Here is a 15,805-nt window from a genome sequence, read left to right on the forward strand (position 1 = left end):
CGGATCGGGCGCGCGCGGCCGCGTACGGCTCAGGCGCGTTGACCGCACACCACTCAGGCGCGCAGCCGCGTACGGATCGGGCGCGCGCGGCCGCGTACGGCTCAGGCGCGTTGACCGCACACCACTCAGGCGCGCAGCCGCGTACGGATCGGGCGCGCGCGGCCGCGTGCGGCTCAGGCGCGTTGACCGCACACCACTCAGGCGCGTGGCACCCGGATCACGCCCTCCTGGATGACGGAGATCGCGAGCCGGCCGTCGGCGGTGTGGATCCGGGCCTGCCCGAGCCCGCGGCCCCCGGAGGCGGAGGGACTCTCCTGGTCGTACAGGAGCCACTCGTCGGCACGGAAGGGGCGGTGGAACCACATCGCGTGGTCCAGGCTGGCACCCACCACGTCACCCACGGTCCAGCCGCCGCGGCCGTGAGCGAGCAGCACCGAGTCCAGCAGCGTCATGTCGGAGACGTAGGTGGCGAGGCAGACGTGCAGCAGCGGGTCGTCGACGAGTTTGCCTGCCGTCCTGAACCAGACCTGGGAGCGCGGGTCGCGCGGGCCCTTCGCCGCGGTCGCGTACGGCGGCTCCTCCACGTACCGCAGGTCGATGGCGGCCCTCGACTCCAGCAGGCGGCCCACCATGCCGGGGTCGCGGAAGAGGTGGGCGTGCCGGGGCAGCATCTCGGCGGCCGTCGGCAGCGTCTCGGGGTCGGGCGCGTACGGCATCGGGGCCTGGTGCTCGAGCCCTTCCTCGTACGTCTGGAAGGACGCCGAGAGATGGAAGATCGGCTGGCCGTGCTGCACGGCGACCACGCGGCGGGTGGTGAAGGATCGGCCGTCGCGGATCCGGTCCACGGTGTAGACGATCGGGGCGCCGGGGTCGCCGGGCCGCAGGAAGTAGGCGTGCAGGGAGTGCGCCGACCGGTCCTCCGGGACGGTGCGGCCCGCCGCGACCAGGGCCTGGGCGGCGACCTGGCCGCCGAAGACGCGCGGCACCACGGCCGCGCGGCTCTTGCCACGGAAGATGTTCTCCTCGATCCGCTCGAGGTCGAGCAGATCGAGGAGCGACTGCAGTGATTCGTTCATCGGTGAACAGTTTCGCAGGCCGGCTCCGAAGGCCTTACAGTCCCATGGACTTGGCGATGATGGACTTCATGACCTCGCTGGTGCCGCCGTAGATGCGGTTGACGCGGTTGTCCGCGTACAGCCGGGCGATGGGGTACTCCATCATGTAGCCGTAACCGCCGTGGAGCTGCAGGCAGCGGTCGATCACACCGGCGGCGGTCTCCGTGCAGAAGAGCTTGGCGGAAGCGGCGTCGGCGGCCGACAGCTCACCGGCGTCGTGGGCGTCGAGCGCGCGGTCGACGACGGCCTGGGCGGCGTCGACCTGGGCCTTGCAGGCGGCCAGTTCGAACTTGGTGTTCTGGAAGGACGCCACGGACGTACCGAAGACGGTTCGGTCCCGCACGTAACTCTTGGCGAATTCGACGGCCGCGGCGGCCTGCGCGTACGAGCCCATGGCGATGGCCAGACGCTCCTGCGGCAGGTTCTGGCCGAGGTAGGAGAAGCCGTTGCCCTCCTCGCCGAGAAGGTCCTCGACCGGCACCTTGACGTCGGTGAAGGACAGTTCCGCGGTGTCCGAGGCCTTCAGGCCGAGCTTCTCCAGCTTGCGGCCGACCGCGTAGCCCTCGCTGGTGGTGTCCACGAAGAACAGGGTTATGCCGGAGCGGCGGTCCTCGGCGCTGGGCGGCGCGGTGCGGGCGCAGACGATGACGCGGTCGGCGTGGACGCCGCCGGTGATGAAGGTCTTGGCGCCGTTGAGGACGTAGTGCGTGCCGTCCTCGGAGAGCTTGGCCGTGGTCTTCATGCCGGCGAGGTCCGAACCGGTGCCGGGCTCGGTCATCGCGATGGCGGTCATCATCGCGCCGGAGACGAAGTCGGGCAGCCAGCGCTTCTTCTGCTCTTCGGTCGCATAGGCGAGGAGGTACGGCAGGCAGAGCCCGACATGGACCCCGCTGCCGCCGAAGCTGACCCCGGCACGGGCGCACTCCTCGGTGATGACGGCCTGGAACTTGAAGCTGGTCTCGCCGGCACCGCCGTACTCCTCGGGCACCTCGATGCCGAAGACGCCCAGCTCACCGAGCTTGTAGTAGAAGTCGCGCGGGACCTGGCCCGCCTCGAGCCACTCGTCGTGGACCGGGACGACCTCGGCGGCGATGAAGTCGCGGATGGTTTCCCGGAAGGCCTCGTGGTCCTCGTTGAACACGGTGCGCCGCATCGCGCGCCTCCTCGTATCGCTGCCTTCGGGTACGGCCGAGCACTCGGGCACCACCGAGTGGAGTTTCTAAGCGCTTGCTCAGCAGAAGTTACCCAGCAGTCAGCGCGTCTGTCCAGAGCGGGACGCGGCCGCGAAGGCGGCGCGGGCGAGCCGGTGCAGCAGGGCGGCGGTGTCAGGACGGCCGGGCAGGGCGCCCCGCCCCAGGTGAGGCGTGGAGTTCAGCAGCCCGAAGACCGCGTGCACCGCTGCGCGGGCATCTCGCTCCCGCATGTCCGGGTAGACCCGGCGGACAATCTCCACCCACAGCTCCACGTACTGCCGCTGGAGCTGGCGGACCAGCTTGCGGTCGCTGTCCCGGAGGCGGTCCAGCTCGCGATCGTGGAGAGTGATCAGTGGGCGGTCGTCGAGGGCGAAGTCGATATGGCCCTCGATGAGCGAGTCGAGGACGGCCTCCGGAGGACCGTCGATCTCGGCCACACGCCGCTTGCCACCGGTAAGCAGACGGCCGCTGATACCGACGAGCAGTTCGGCGAGCATCGCGTCCTTGCCCGCGAAGTGGCGGTAGAGACCGGGTCCGCTGATGCCGACCGCGGCGCCTATCTCGTCGACGCCGACGCCGTGGAAGCCGCGCTCGGCGAAGAGCCGGGCGGCCTCCTTGAGGATCTGGTCACGGCGGGTCGGGGCCGCGGGCCTGGCGGCAGCGTTCGCGCTCATGGGAATTCATTCTAGACAGGGGCGTTAGCGCTCGTTAACCTGAAGGAAACGCGTTAACGCTCATTAACGCCACCATCGGGCGGCCCACGACCACGGGGCGACCCGGACGGACCGCATCCGGCGGGCAGACACACCACCGATCCACCGGGCAAGGGGGCTCGAAGGAGATGCAGCAGGCACCCGTGCTGTCAGGCGCCGCCGATCCGGCGTCCGACACCTGGCGCGCGAACGAGGCGGCGCACCGCGAGCTCGCGGCCCAGTTGCGCGAGAGACTCGCGGTGGCGCGGCTGGGGGGCGGCGAGAAGGCGCGGTCGCGGCACACCGCGCGCGGCAAGCTGCTGCCCCGGGACCGCGTGGACACCCTCCTCGACCCGGGCTCGCCGTTCCTGGAGCTGGCACCGCTGGCGGCCGAGGGGATGTACGGCGGGCAGGCTCCCGCGGCGGGTGTGATCGCGGGCATCGGCCGGGTCTCGGGCCGAGAGGTGGTGATCGTCGCCAACGACGCCACCGTCAAGGGCGGCACCTACTACCCGATGACGGTCAAGAAGCATCTGCGGGCGCAGGAGGTGGCCCTGGAGAACCGGCTGCCGTGCCTGTATCTGGTGGACTCCGGCGGGGCCTTCCTGCCCATGCAGGACGAGGTCTTCCCGGACCGCGAGCACTTCGGCCGGATCTTCTACAACCAGGCCCGGATGTCGGGCGCGGGCATTCCCCAGATCGCGGCGGTGCTCGGCTCCTGCACGGCCGGCGGGGCGTATGTCCCCGCGATGAGCGACGAGGCCGTCATCGTGCGCGAGCAGGGCACGATCTTCCTCGGCGGGCCCCCACTGGTGAAGGCGGCGACCGGTGAGGTGGTGACTGCGGAGGAGCTGGGCGGCGGCGAGGTCCACTCCCGCACCTCCGGCGTCACCGACCATCTCGCGGAGGACGACGCCCACGCCCTGCGGATCGTGCGGAACATCGTCGCGACGCTTCCCGAGCGGGGTCCGCTGCCCTGGTCCGTGGAGCCCGTCGAGGAGCCGGCGACCGACGCGGCGGGGCTCTACGGCGCGGTGCCGGTCGACTCCCGTACGCCCTACGACGTGCGCGAGGTCATCGCGCGGGTCGTGGACGGCTCCCGCTTCTCGGAATTCAAGGCCGAGTACGGCACGACGCTGGTCACCGGTTTCGCCAGGATCCACGGTCACCCGGTGGGGATCGTCGCCAACAACGGCATCCTGTTCTCCGAATCGGCCCAGAAGGGCGCACACTTCATCGAGCTGTGCGACCAGCGCGGCATTCCCCTGGTCTTCCTGCAGAACATCTCGGGCTTCATGGTCGGCCGGTCCTACGAGGCGGGCGGCATCGCCAAGCACGGCGCGAAGATGGTCACGGCCGTCGCCTGCACGCGCGTACCGAAGCTGACCGTCGTCATCGGCGGCTCGTACGGTGCTGGCAACTACTCGATGTGCGGCCGGGCGTACTCCCCCCGCTTCCTGTGGATGTGGCCCAACGCCAAGATCTCGGTCATGGGCGGCGAGCAGGCCGCCTCGGTACTCGCGACCGTCAAGCGCGACCAGTTGGAGGCCCGCGGCGAGCAGTGGAGCGCGGAGGACGAGGAGACCTTCCGCGCCCCGATCCGCGAGCAGTACGAGCGCCAGGGCAACGCGTACTACGCCACGGCCCGCCTCTGGGACGACGGGGTCATCGACCCCTTGGAGACCCGCACGGTGCTGGGGCTCGCGCTCACCGCGTGCGCCAACGCGCCGCTGCCGCACAAGGACCCGTCGGCGCCCGGCTACGGCGTCTTCCGGATGTGAGAGGGATGCCCGAGATGTTCGACGCAGTCCTGGTCGCCAACCGCGGCGAGATCGCGGTCCGGGTCATCCGGACCCTCCGCAGGATGGGCATCCGTTCGGTCGCCGTCTTCAGCGACGCCGACGCCGACGCCCGGCACGTACGGGAGGCGGACACGGCGGTGCGGATCGGTCCGGCGTCCGCGGCCGGGAGTTATCTGTCCACACCCCGGCTGCTGGAGGCCGCGGCCCGTACGAACGCCCAAGCGGTGCACCCGGGGTACGGTTTCCTCGCGGAGAACGCCGCGTTCGCGCAGGCCGTCGCCGACGCGGGGCTCGCCTTCATCGGCCCGCCGCCCGCGGCGATCGAGCTGATGGGCGACAAGATCCGCGCCAAGGAGACCGTGCGGGCGGCCGGGGTCCCGGTCGTGCCGGGATCCTCGGGCAGTGGTCTCTCGGATGCCGAACTGGCCGCCTCCGCACGGGAGATCGGGATGCCGGTGCTGCTCAAGCCCTCGGCGGGCGGCGGCGGCAAGGGCATGCGGCTCGTACGGTCCGAGGAGCTGCTGGCCGACGAGATCGCGGCGGCGCGGCGTGAGGCACGCGGCTCATTCGGTGACGACACCCTGCTGGTGGAGCGGTGGATCGACGGCCCGCGCCACATCGAGATCCAGGTGCTGGCCGACGGGTTCGGGCATGCGATCCACCTCGGTGAGCGCGAGTGCTCGCTCCAGCGCCGCCATCAGAAGATCGTCGAGGAGGCCCCCTCCCCGCTCCTCGACGAGGAGACGCGTGCGGCAATGGGCGAGGCCGCGGTGCAGGCGGCGCGCAGTTGCGGATACGCGGGCGCGGGCACGGTGGAGTTCATCGTCCCCGGCGGCGACCCGTCCGCGTACTGCTTCATGGAGATGAACACCCGCCTGCAGGTGGAACATCCGGTCACCGAACTCATCACCGGCCTGGACCTGGTGGAGTGGCAGGTCCGGATCGCGGCCGGCGAGCGGCTGGCGCTCACGCAGAAGGACGTCCGCCTCAGCGGTCACGCGGTGGAGGCCCGTATCTGCGCGGAGACGGCGCGGGTCTCCGGCGACCGCGTGGACTTCCTGCCCTCGGCCGGCACGGTCCGGGCCCTGTGCGAACCGGAGGGTGAGGGCGTACGGGTCGACTCCGGCCTCTCCGCGGGCACGGAGGTCGGCACCTCCTACGACCCGATGCTCGCCAAGGTCATCGCCCACGGCCCCGACCGGCAGACGGCGTTGCGCCGCCTGCGCACCGCGCTCGCCGGCACGGCGGTTCTCGGCGTGGACACCAACACCGGTTTCCTGCGGCGGCTGCTGGCCCATCCGGCCGTGCTCTCCGGGGACTTGGACACCGGTCTGGTGGACCGCGAGGCACCCTCACTGGCCGCATCCGGCGTGCCGGCCGAGGTGTACGGGGCGGCGGCGCTGCTCCGGCACGCGGCCCTGATCCCGGCGGGGCTCCGCGCGGGTGCGGTGAGCCCGACCCCGGGTGGGGCCCGGTCGCCTGGCGCGGCCGGTCGGCAGGCCGCTGCCGACGGGGGCCCGGTGTGGACCGACCCGTTCTCCGTGCCGAGCGGGTGGCGGCTCGGCGGCGAGGCCGCGTGGGCCGTCCACCATCTGCGCGTACCGGGCCACGACCCGGTCGCGGTCCGCGTGCGCGGCAGCGCCACCGACGCCGAGGTCGGCGTGGGCGACACCGAACCGGTGGCCGCCCGGCTGATCGCGCCGGGCGGAACCAGCCGGGCCGCGGGACCGGCGGGCGACGCGCCGCGAGGCGTATCCGGCGGCAGTCCGGCCGCGGGCCACGAGGCCCCTGGCTCCCCGGTTCACGTGATGCTGGAGTGGGCGGGCGTCACGCATGCCTTCGTGGCCCCGCCCGGCCGGGACGGCGCCTGGCTCGGCCGGGACGGCGAGAGCTGGCACGTGCAGGACCACGACCCGGTGGAAGCGGCCCTGAGTGGCGGCGCCGGAGCGCACGGTGTGGACGCCCTGACCGCCCCGATGCCCGGCACGGTCACGGTCGTGAAGGCGGCCGTCGGCGACGAGGTGGCGGCCGGGCAGAGCCTGCTGGTGGTGGAGGCGATGAAGATGGAGCACGTCATCTCCGCTCCGCACGCCGGCACGGTCACCGAACTCGATGTGACCCCGGGCACCGCCGTCGCCATGGACCAGGTGCTCGCCGTGGTCACCCCGTACGAAACCCAGGAAGCGCAGGAGGGCGGGTCATGACGGAGCGACTGGCCGGCGGGCCGCCCCTGGGCCTGCCCATGGAGGTGCCCGCGCCGGGTCTTCCGGCCCGGGTCCGTATCCATGAGGTCGGTCCCAGGGACGGCCTGCAGAACGAGAAGATGGTCGTCCCGGCCGAGGTCAAGGCCGACTTCATCCGGAAGCTGGTCGAGGCGGGGCTGTCCACGGTCGAGGCGACGAGCTTCGTACGCCCCGACTGGGTGCCCCAACTGGCCGACGCCGAGCAGCTGATGCCGATGCTCGAGGATCTCGACGCACGGCTTCCGGTGCTCGTGCCGAACCGGCGGGGCCTGTCCCGGGCCCTCACGTTCGGCGTGCGCGAGATCGCCGTGTTCGCCAGTGCCACCGAGTCGTTTGCCAAGGCCAACCTCAATCGCACGGTCGACGAGTCGCTGGCGATGTTCGCTCCGGTGGTCACCGAAGCGAAGGAGGCCGGGGCCCGGGTGCGCGGCTATGTGTCGATGTGCTTCGGCGACCCGTGGGAGGGCCCTGTAGCGATCGCCCAGGTCGTACGGGTCTGCCGGGCCCTGATGGACATGGGGTGCGACGAGCTGAGCCTCGGCGACACCATCGGTGTGGCGACACCGGGCCATGTCCTCGAACTGCTCTCCCTGCTGGGCGAGTCCGGCGTCGGCACCGACCGGCTCGCCGTGCACTTCCACGACACCTATGGCCAGGCGCTCGCCAACACCCTGGCCGCCCTGCAGCACGGCGTCACCACAGTCGACGCCTCGGCCGGAGGCCTCGGCGGCTGCCCCTATGCCAAGAGCGCCACCGGGAACCTCGCCACCGAGGACCTCGTGTGGATGCTGCACGGCCTCGGCATCGAGACCGGGGTCGATCTGGGCCGTCTCACCGCCACGAGCGTGTGGATGGCCGCTCATCTGGGCCGACCCAGCCCGTCCCGCACCGTCCGTGCCCTCGCCGGCACCACCTCCCAACAGGAGCAGTGACCGCCATGTCGATCGACCACCGGCTCTCTTCAGAGCACGAGGAACTCCGCCGCACGGTGGAGGAGTTCGCCCACGACATCGTCGCCCCGAAGATCGGGGAGTTCTACGAGAACCACGAGTTCCCCTACGAGATCGTGCGCGAGATGGGCCGCATGGGCCTGTTCGGGCTGCCGTTCCCCGAAGAGTATGGCGGCATGGGCGGGGACTACCTCGCCCTCGGCCTGGCCCTGGAGGAGCTGGCCCGGGTGGACTCCTCCGTGGCCATCACCCTGGAGGCGGGCGTCTCGCTGGGCGCCATGCCCATCTACCGCTTCGGCACCGAGGAACAGAAGCGCGAGTGGCTTCCGCGGCTGTGCTCGGGCGAGATCCTCGGCGCGTTCGGCCTGACCGAGCCGGATGTCGGCTCGGACGCGGGCGGTACACGCACCACGGCGCGGCTCGACGAGACCACCGGCGAGTGGGTGATCAACGGGGCCAAGTCCTTCATCACCAACTCCGGTACGGACATCACGGGTCTGGTGACGGTCACCGCGGTCACCGGACGCAAGGAGGACGGCCGGCCGGAGATCTCCTCGATCATCATCCCGTCGGGCACGCCCGGCTTCACCGTCGCCCCGCCGTACTCCAAGGTCGGCTGGAACGCCTCGGACACCCGCGAGCTGTCCTTCACCGACTGCCGCGTACCCGCGGCCAACCTCGTCGGTGAAGTCGGCCGCGGCTACGCCCAGTTCCTGCGGATCCTCGACGAGGGCCGTATCGCGATCTCCGCACTGGCGACGGGCCTCGCCCAGGGTTGTGTCGACGAGTCGGTGGCGTACGCCAAGACCCGTGAGGCGTTCGGGAAGCCGATCGGCGACAACCAGGCGATCCAGTTCAAGCTGGCGGACATGGAGATGCGCGCCCACACGGCCCGCCTGGCCTGGCGGGACGCCGCGTCCCGGCTGGTGCACGGCGAGCCGTTCAAGAAGGAGGCGGCGCTCGCCAAGCTCTACTCCTCCGAGATCGCCGTCACCAACGCCCGCGAGGCCACCCAGATCCACGGCGGCTACGGCTTCATGAACGAGTATCCGGTGGCCCGTATGTGGAGGGACTCCAAGATCCTCGAGATCGGCGAGGGCACCAGCGAGGTCCAGCGCATGCTGATCGCCCGGGAGTTGGGACTGGGAGCCGCCTGACCTGCGGGACGCGCACGCCGAGGGCGCTGAGCCGGTCCGAGACCACCGTGAGCGCAGCGCCGTGAACCGGACGAGATGGACATCGGGTTCGCGCTCACGAAACACGGAAGTCACGGAAGTCACGCAGCGCGGAAGCGGGCGGGGGCCGGGTGAACGGCCGTGGAGCCCCACGGCCGTTCACCGGGGCCTTCTGGGCCCGGCAAGTGTCACTCCGCGGGCCAGGGGACCTGCGGCGAGCGGTAGTAGTCGATGCCGAGCGCCGACCAGCGTGGCCCCTGCGCGGCGAGCCGCGTCCGGTAGGACTCCCAGTCGAGCGCGTCCGCCTGGGACCAGCCCAGCTCCGCGACCCCGGCGAGCCGCGGGAATGCCATGAACTCGATGTGGTCGCTCGTCGAGAGCGTCTCCGACCACAGCGGGCCCTCGACGCCCAGGATCGCGGAGGGCGGTGCGTCCTTGATGTACGCGCCCGGGTCCCAGTCGTACGACTGCCGGACCTCGACATAGCCCGCCCAACTCAGCCCGAGCGGCGTGTCCTTGGTGTACTTCATGTCGAGGTAGATGCGGTTGGCGGGCGACAGGATGAGCTTGGTCCCCGCCCGGGCCGCGTCCACGACCTCCCGCTCGGTCCCGGTCGTGCCCCAGTACTGGGCGACGGCTCCCTTCGCCGGCTTCGCTCCGGTGAGCTGGTGCCAGCCGATGACCGTCTTGCCGTACTTCGCGACGGCGGCCTGCGCACGGTCCATGAACGCGGCGTAGTCCTCGTGGCTGGTCGAATGCGCCTCGTCCCCGCCGATGTGGAGATAGCGCCCCGGTGTCATCGCGGCCAGCTCGCGTACGACATCGTCCACGAAGTCGTAGGTGACGGCCCTCGGCGCGCACAGGGAGCTGAAACCGACCTCGGTGCCGGTGTAGAGCGGCGGGGCCACGCCGTCGCAGTTGAGCTCGGCGTACGAGGCGAGGGCGGCATTGGTGTGCCCCGGCATGTCGATCTCGGGCACGATCTCCACCTGCCGGTCGGCGGCGTAGCGGACGATCTCGCGGTAGTCGTCCTTGGTGTAGAAGCCGCCGGGCCCGCCACCCACCTGGGTGCTGCCGCCGTAGGTGGCCAACCGCGGCCAGGAGTCGATCGCGATCCGCCAGCCCTGGTCGTCCGAGAGGTGCAGATGGAATTTGTTGATCTTGTACAGGGCCATCTGGTCGATGTAGCGCTTGACCTGACCGACCGTGAAGAAATGGCGGGAGACGTCGAGCATCGCCCCGCGGTAGGCGAAGCGCGGGCTGTCGGTGATCGTGCCGCCCGCGACTCGCCACGGGCCGGGCTGCCGCTCCCCCTTCTCGACCGAGGCGGGCAGGAGCTGACGCAACGTCTGGATGCCGTGGATGAGCCCGGCCGCCTTGCGCGCGGTGATGGTGACGGAGCGGCGGGAGGAGTCGAGACGGTAGCCCTCGGGGCCCAGCGCACGGTCCCCGCCGAGCCGCAGGACGATGCCGTCGTTCCCGTCGCGCGAGGTGACGGGCAGGACGAAACCGGTGGACGGCCGCAGCAGGCCTGCCAGTTGCTCCGCCGCCTTCCGCGCCTCCTGCATGCGACCGGGCACGCGGATGACGGTCCGGGAGCCGATGGTGTACGGGTCGCCGGCGGGCCGTACGGAGACCGGCGCGGGCACGACCTGGTCGAGCGGAATGACGGAGGGGGCGTCCTCCGCCTCGGCCTCCGAGGCGGAACCGGCGGCCGTCGCCCCGGCCGAGGCGACGAGGAGCAGGGAGCAGAGCAGTCGGGGCAGTCGTCTCACGAGCGGTCCCTTCGACGGGGCTTCGTCCTGGCAGCGGGGCGACAGGAGGTTGAGCGACCGGACGGTCACATGGGTATCGCGCGCCACTGTGAGGGTCAAGGTGTAGACCACTTCGGCGTCGTACGCGTCGCGGCGCACCGCCTCCTGAACGACCGGTGCCGCACCGGCTCGCGCGTGAAAGGGAAGGATGCCGTCGGCTCTCGGCGCGGCCGCGGTCGCCGCCCGCGTGCCGCTCCCTGCGCGGCACCGGCCCCGGCCCCGGCCAGGACACTCGCGGCAGCGGTCGACGGACGCGGATTCGCCGGTCCTCACTACGAACCGCTATGGCAGTCACAGGAGTTGGGCGGGCCCGGACCGGTCCGGGATTCTGACGGAGGAGGAGGTCACGGTGGCGTACCAGGCAGTGCCCATGCGCCGCTGAGGGCATGTGACCGAATGCCGGGCAAACCCGGACGGCCTGCCGGGCGGGCCGGGTACGTGAGGCGTGAGACGTGAGGCCCGCCCATCTCGCCGCGGTCACCGCGGACACCGTGGTCATCAGCGTTGCGACTTGGGTGGGGGCCGCGCCAAGTCCCCTCACCCCGGGGCGGCTTGACGTGCCTCCGGTCCGGCCCTGTCGTCCGGGCCCGCACCCGATCCGCCCCGAACGCGCGGGCCCGCTTCCGATCCGTCCCCCGCACCCGATCCCTACCGGGCGCTCGGACCCGTACCCGATCCGTCCCGAACGCGCGGGCCCGCTTCCGATCCGTTTCGAACGCGCGGACTGGTACCCGATCCGTCCCGGACCGCGAGCCCGGTCAGCAGCGCGCGCAGCGTCGATTCCACGCTCGTACGGTCATCCGCGCCGGGCCGGGCGCCGATCATGACCAGGACCGCCTCACCCAATACCGCATTGATCAGGCGGGCGGTGACCTCGACCGAGTCCACACGGATCTCGCCGGCCTCGGCGGCGCGGCGCAGCGCGCCGCCGACCTCCCCGAGGCTGTACCGCTCCTCTATCTGCCGGCAGCGCCGCCATCCGAGCGCGGCCGGACCGTCCTCGACCACGATGCGGGCGACCTCGGGCCGGCTCACCTCCTCCAGCCAGGCCAGGCTGCCGGCGACCAGCCGCTCGAGCGCGGTCGCGTCATCCGGCACGCGGTCGGCGGCGCGGGCGATCGCCGCCGCGGCCTCTTCCTCGTAGACGGCCGCGACGAGGTCTTCGCGCGAGGCGAAGTGGTGGTACATCGCGCCCCTGCTGACTCCGGCCGCTTTCAGAAGCGCCTCTGTGCTCGTCGCGTCGATGCCTTGGCGGGCGAAGAGATCCCGTGCCGCGTCGAGGATCTTGCGCCGTGTGGCGTTTCGCCGTTCTGCCTGAGTGGCCATGCACACCACTTTACAGACTGCCTGTCGGTAACTACGGTGACTCCCGGAGCAAAAACCGACAACCGGTCTGTAACTTCTCGGAGGACGGCCATGACCACCCTTCCCGGCACCTTCACCCACTACCTCGCCGCCTGGAATGAGACGGACCCCGGCCTCATCCGCGGCCACCTCGACCGCGCCGTGACGCAGGGAGTCCTCTTCGTCGACCCGGCCAACACGACGGTGGGGCCCGATGAGATGGAGGCGATGATCCGCACCGCGCGCACGGACATCCCGAGCGCGATGTACCACCGCACCGGCGAGGCCGACGGGCACCACGGCCGCTACCGCTATCGCTGGGAGGTCCGCATCGACGGCAGGGTCGCCGTGGCCGGGATGGATGTCACCACGGTCGACACCTCCGGCCGGATCGAGCGAATAGACGGCTTCTTCGGCGAGCTCTGAGGGATCGGACGCCATCGGCACGGGGTTCCGCCTCTCCTGTGCCCGATTCCGGGCAGAATTCTTGCGAAACTCCGCGCCAGACCGCAGTATCGACGAGTGCTCGATCGCCCCACGTCCCATGAGGACCTCGTCGACCATCTGGTCCGTTCCACGCCGCTGCAGCGCGGTGAGGCGGCCCGGGTGGTGCTGGACGTGCTGGCGTACTTCGACGAGACGACGGAGGAGTTCGTCCGCCGCCGCCATCGCGAACTGCAGTCGGGCGGCCTGAGCAACGCGGACACCTTCGAGCGGATCGCCCACGAGCTGCCCCGCCGTGCGGTCGCACCGCCCGAGCTGTCCCTGCGGCAGCTCCGCCGCATCGTCTACGGCTGACCACCACACTCGAAGGCCACCGGGCCCGGAACCACTCGGAACGTCACGGGAGGGACAGAACCTTATGTGCGGGATCGTCGGATACATCGGCAAACGAGATGTTGCTCCGCTGCTCCTCGAAGGGCTGCAGCGACTGGAGTACCGCGGCTACGACTCCGCCGGCATCGCTATCCACGGCAGATCCGGCGGACTGAAGACCGCCAAGGCCAAGGGCCGGGTCCGCGAACTGGAGAGCAGGCTCCCCAAGCGATTTGCGGGCACCACCGGGATCGCGCACACCCGTTGGGCCACCCACGGCGCCCCGAACGACGTCAACGCCCACCCCCACATGGACACCGACTCCACGGTCGCCGTCGTCCACAACGGGATCATCGACAACGCGGCGGAGCTGCGCGCCAAACTCACCGCCGACGGCGTCGCGTTCGCCTCCGAGACCGACACCGAGGTCCTCGCCCACCTCATCGGCCGCTCCCAGGCCGAGACCCTGGAGGAGAAGGTCCGCCAGGCCCTGCGCCTGATCGAGGGCACCTACGGCATCGCCGTCCTGCACGCGGGCTTCCCCGACCGTATCGTCGTCGCGCGCAACGGGTCCCCGGTGGTCCTCGGCATCGGCGAGCACGAGATGTTCGTCTCCTCCGACGTGGCCGCCCTCGTCAGCCACACCCGCCAGGTCGTCACCCTCGACGACGGCGAGATGGCCACGCTCAAGGCCGACGACTACCGCACCTACACCACCGAGGGCAGCCGCACCGCTGCCTCGCCGACCACCGTGGAGTGGGAGGCCGAGTCGTACGACATGGCCGGCCACGACACGTATATGCACAAGGAGATCTCCGAACAGGCCGACGCCGTTGACCGGGTGCTGCGCGGCCGGATCGACGACCGGTTCTCCACCGTCCACCTGGGCGGGCTGAACCTCGACGCGCGCGAGGCGCGTGCGGTGCGCCGGGTGAAGATCCTCGGCTGCGGCTCGGCCTACCACGCGGGCCAGATCGGCGCCCAGATGATCGAGGAGCTGGCCCGCATCCCGGCGGACGCGGAGCCGGCGAGCGAATTCCGCTACCGCAACGCGGTGGTGGACCCCGACACCCTCTACATCGCCACCAGCCAGTCCGGTGAGACCTACGACACACTGGCCGCGGTCCAGGAGCTGAAGCGCAAGGGCGCCCGGGTGCTGGGTGTGGTGAACGTGGTGGGCAGCGCCATCGCACGGGAGACCGACGGCGGGGTGTACGTCCACGCGGGCCCGGAGGTGTGCGTGGTCTCCACCAAGTGCTTCACCAACACCGCGGTCGCCTTCGCACTGCTGGCCCTGCACCTCGGCCGTATCCGCGATCTCTCCGTGGCCGACGGCAAGCGGATCATCGCGGGCCTGCGCAGGCTGCCGGAGCAGATCGCCGAGATCCTCCGCGGCGAGGAGGAGATCAAGAAGCTGGCGGCGAGCTACGCGGACGCGAAGAGCATGATGTTCGTCGGCCGGGTCCGCGGCTACCCGGTCGCCCGCGAAGCCTCCCTGAAGCTGAAGGAGGTCAGCTATGTGCACGCGGAGGCGTATCCGGCCTCGGAGCTGAAGCACGGGCCGCTCGCACTGATCGAGCCGGCCGTGCCGACCGTGGCGGTCGTGCCTGACGACGACCTGCTGGAGAAGAACCGGGCCACGCTGGAAGAGATCAAGGCACGCAGCGGCCGGATCCTGGCCGTGGCGCACCAGGAGCAGGAAAAGGCGGACCACACGATCGTGGTGCCGAAGAACGAGGTGGAACTGGACCCGATCCTCATGGGCATCCCGCTCCAGCTCCTCGCCTACCACTCGGCGCTGGCGCTCGGCCGCGACATCGACAAGCCGCGGAACCTCGCCAAGTCCGTGACGGTGGAGTAGTCACAGGACAGTCCCCGGCGCGCGCCACCCGGGGCACCGGGGACTTCCCGTACGGACCGGCTTCGCCCGCCCCCTCCCTCGGTGGAGGCATCCCCGGCCGGTCTCTGCCGCCTATCCGGAGACCGTCACTCCCCGGTCGGCAGCGGGTCCGGGCCGGGCCGGCCACGAGACCAGAGGCGCGGTGGCCGCGAACCAGGCGCCGGCGCCCGAGAGTACGGCCGCCCAGCCGCCGACCTGCGCGAGGCCGTCGTTCCCGGCGAACTGTGCGATGGCGAGCAGGAGAAGGGAGACGCACAGGAGCCCGTGGACCCCCTGGGCGAGGCGGCCCGCGGCGGCCGCGCCGAGTGTCAGCGTCAGGGCGAGCAGAGCGAAGAGGACCAGGAAGAGGCCGGTGGCCTCAGCGGAAGCGTCGGCCCCCGCTCCACGGCCCCAGGTGAACCAGAAAGCGCCGAGGCCGGCGAACGCCGTGCCGCCCGGGGCGTTGCCCGCCCGGAGCTCCAGCATTCCGGCGACGAACAGTGTGACGCCCCCGACCCATACGGCGAGGCCGACGGCGTCCGCGGCGCTCACGCCGTCGATCACTCCGGTGTGACCGAGGCCGAACGCCAACAGGGTGAGTCCGAGAGCGAGTTGACCCAGAGTCGAGGCATTGCCCCGTCCCGCGGCGACATCATTGTCCACAGCGGGCTCCCTTCGTGCGGTTGCGCTTCACCAACGGCGGATATCTACCCCTCACAAATGCACAATCCACCTCTACGCGCGGGTAGTCACATCGGTTCCCGCCTCTCCGCAACCCCACC

13 protein-coding genes are annotated in these 15,805 nt (G+C 71.0%); 7 read left to right on the forward strand and 6 right to left on the reverse strand.

From position 1 onward, the window contains the following. Window positions 1-197: 197 nt before the first annotated feature. The 3 genes from tesB to AB0M26_RS22615 form a co-directional block, all read right to left on the reverse strand. A complete protein-coding gene (tesB, locus tag AB0M26_RS22605) occupies window positions 198-1,076 on the reverse strand; it encodes an acyl-CoA thioesterase II (RefSeq protein ID WP_365263623.1) in 879 nt (292 codons plus the stop codon). A 34-nt stretch (window positions 1,077-1,110) separates the two neighbouring features. Further along, window positions 1,111-2,268: an acyl-CoA dehydrogenase family protein gene (locus tag AB0M26_RS22610; RefSeq protein WP_365263624.1), complete on the reverse strand. Its 1,158-nt coding sequence runs from the start codon at window positions 2,266-2,268 to the stop codon at window positions 1,111-1,113. Window positions 2,269-2,367: 99 nt separating this feature from the next. Then, on the reverse strand, window positions 2,368-2,982 hold the full coding sequence (locus AB0M26_RS22615) for a TetR/AcrR family transcriptional regulator (RefSeq protein ID WP_365263625.1): 615 nt from the start codon (window positions 2,980-2,982) through the stop codon (window positions 2,368-2,370). Window positions 2,983-3,149: 167 nt separating this feature from the next. Between AB0M26_RS22615 and AB0M26_RS22620 the strand changes: the two genes are divergently transcribed. Genes AB0M26_RS22620 through AB0M26_RS22635 form a run of 4 tightly spaced genes read left to right on the forward strand, consistent with a single transcriptional unit; the run spans window position 3,150 to window position 9,152 of the window. Next, the gene (locus tag AB0M26_RS22620) at window positions 3,150-4,781 is read left to right on the forward strand and encodes a carboxyl transferase domain-containing protein (protein ID WP_365263626.1); all 1,632 of its coding nucleotides are present in this window, start codon (window positions 3,150-3,152) and stop codon (window positions 4,779-4,781) included. A 14-nt stretch (window positions 4,782-4,795) separates the two neighbouring features. Further along, window positions 4,796-7,006 (forward strand): biotin carboxylase N-terminal domain-containing protein, encoded by a 2,211-nt coding sequence (locus AB0M26_RS22625; protein WP_365263627.1) that lies wholly within the window; start codon window positions 4,796-4,798, stop codon window positions 7,004-7,006. Beyond that, complete coding sequence (locus AB0M26_RS22630; RefSeq protein WP_365263628.1) at window positions 7,003-7,977, forward strand: hydroxymethylglutaryl-CoA lyase; 975 nt, start codon at window positions 7,003-7,005, stop codon at window positions 7,975-7,977. Before AB0M26_RS22625 ends, AB0M26_RS22630 begins: the two co-directional genes overlap by 4 nt. Before the next feature lie 5 nt (window positions 7,978-7,982). Next, entirely contained in the window at window positions 7,983-9,152 is a 1,170-nt protein-coding gene (locus tag AB0M26_RS22635; RefSeq protein WP_365263629.1) for an acyl-CoA dehydrogenase family protein, read from the forward strand. Window positions 9,153-9,358: 206 nt separating this feature from the next. Here the strand turns inward: AB0M26_RS22635 and AB0M26_RS22640 are convergent, their stop codons facing one another. Beyond that, window positions 9,359-10,945 (reverse strand): beta-N-acetylhexosaminidase, encoded by a 1,587-nt coding sequence (locus tag AB0M26_RS22640; RefSeq protein ID WP_365263682.1) that lies wholly within the window; start codon window positions 10,943-10,945, stop codon window positions 9,359-9,361. A gap of 687 nt (window positions 10,946-11,632) precedes the next feature. Next, window positions 11,633-12,310: a TetR/AcrR family transcriptional regulator gene (locus AB0M26_RS22645; protein WP_365263630.1), complete on the reverse strand. Its 678-nt coding sequence runs from the start codon at window positions 12,308-12,310 to the stop codon at window positions 11,633-11,635. A 90-nt stretch (window positions 12,311-12,400) separates the two neighbouring features. On the opposite strand from AB0M26_RS22645, the gene AB0M26_RS22650 reads away from it, so the two are divergent. From AB0M26_RS22650 to glmS, 3 genes are all read left to right on the forward strand, one after another. Then, the gene (locus AB0M26_RS22650) at window positions 12,401-12,754 is read left to right on the forward strand and encodes a nuclear transport factor 2 family protein (protein ID WP_365263631.1); all 354 of its coding nucleotides are present in this window, start codon (window positions 12,401-12,403) and stop codon (window positions 12,752-12,754) included. A 96-nt stretch (window positions 12,755-12,850) separates the two neighbouring features. Then, window positions 12,851-13,126, forward strand: a complete 276-nt coding sequence (locus tag AB0M26_RS22655; RefSeq protein ID WP_365263632.1) for a hypothetical protein — start codon at window positions 12,851-12,853, stop codon at window positions 13,124-13,126. A gap of 64 nt (window positions 13,127-13,190) precedes the next feature. Next, window positions 13,191-15,005: a glutamine--fructose-6-phosphate transaminase (isomerizing) gene (gene glmS, locus AB0M26_RS22660; protein WP_365263633.1), complete on the forward strand. Its 1,815-nt coding sequence runs from the start codon at window positions 13,191-13,193 to the stop codon at window positions 15,003-15,005. A 111-nt stretch (window positions 15,006-15,116) separates the two neighbouring features. Here the strand turns inward: glmS and AB0M26_RS22665 are convergent, their stop codons facing one another. Beyond that, on the reverse strand, window positions 15,117-15,686 hold the full coding sequence (locus AB0M26_RS22665) for an acetate uptake transporter (RefSeq protein ID WP_365263634.1): 570 nt from the start codon (window positions 15,684-15,686) through the stop codon (window positions 15,117-15,119). Window positions 15,687-15,805 lie beyond the last annotated feature (119 nt).

Origin of the sequence: Streptomyces sp. NPDC051776 (genome assembly GCF_040681345.1) — a bacterium.
Lineage (GTDB): Bacteria > Actinomycetota > Actinomycetes > Streptomycetales > Streptomycetaceae > Streptomyces.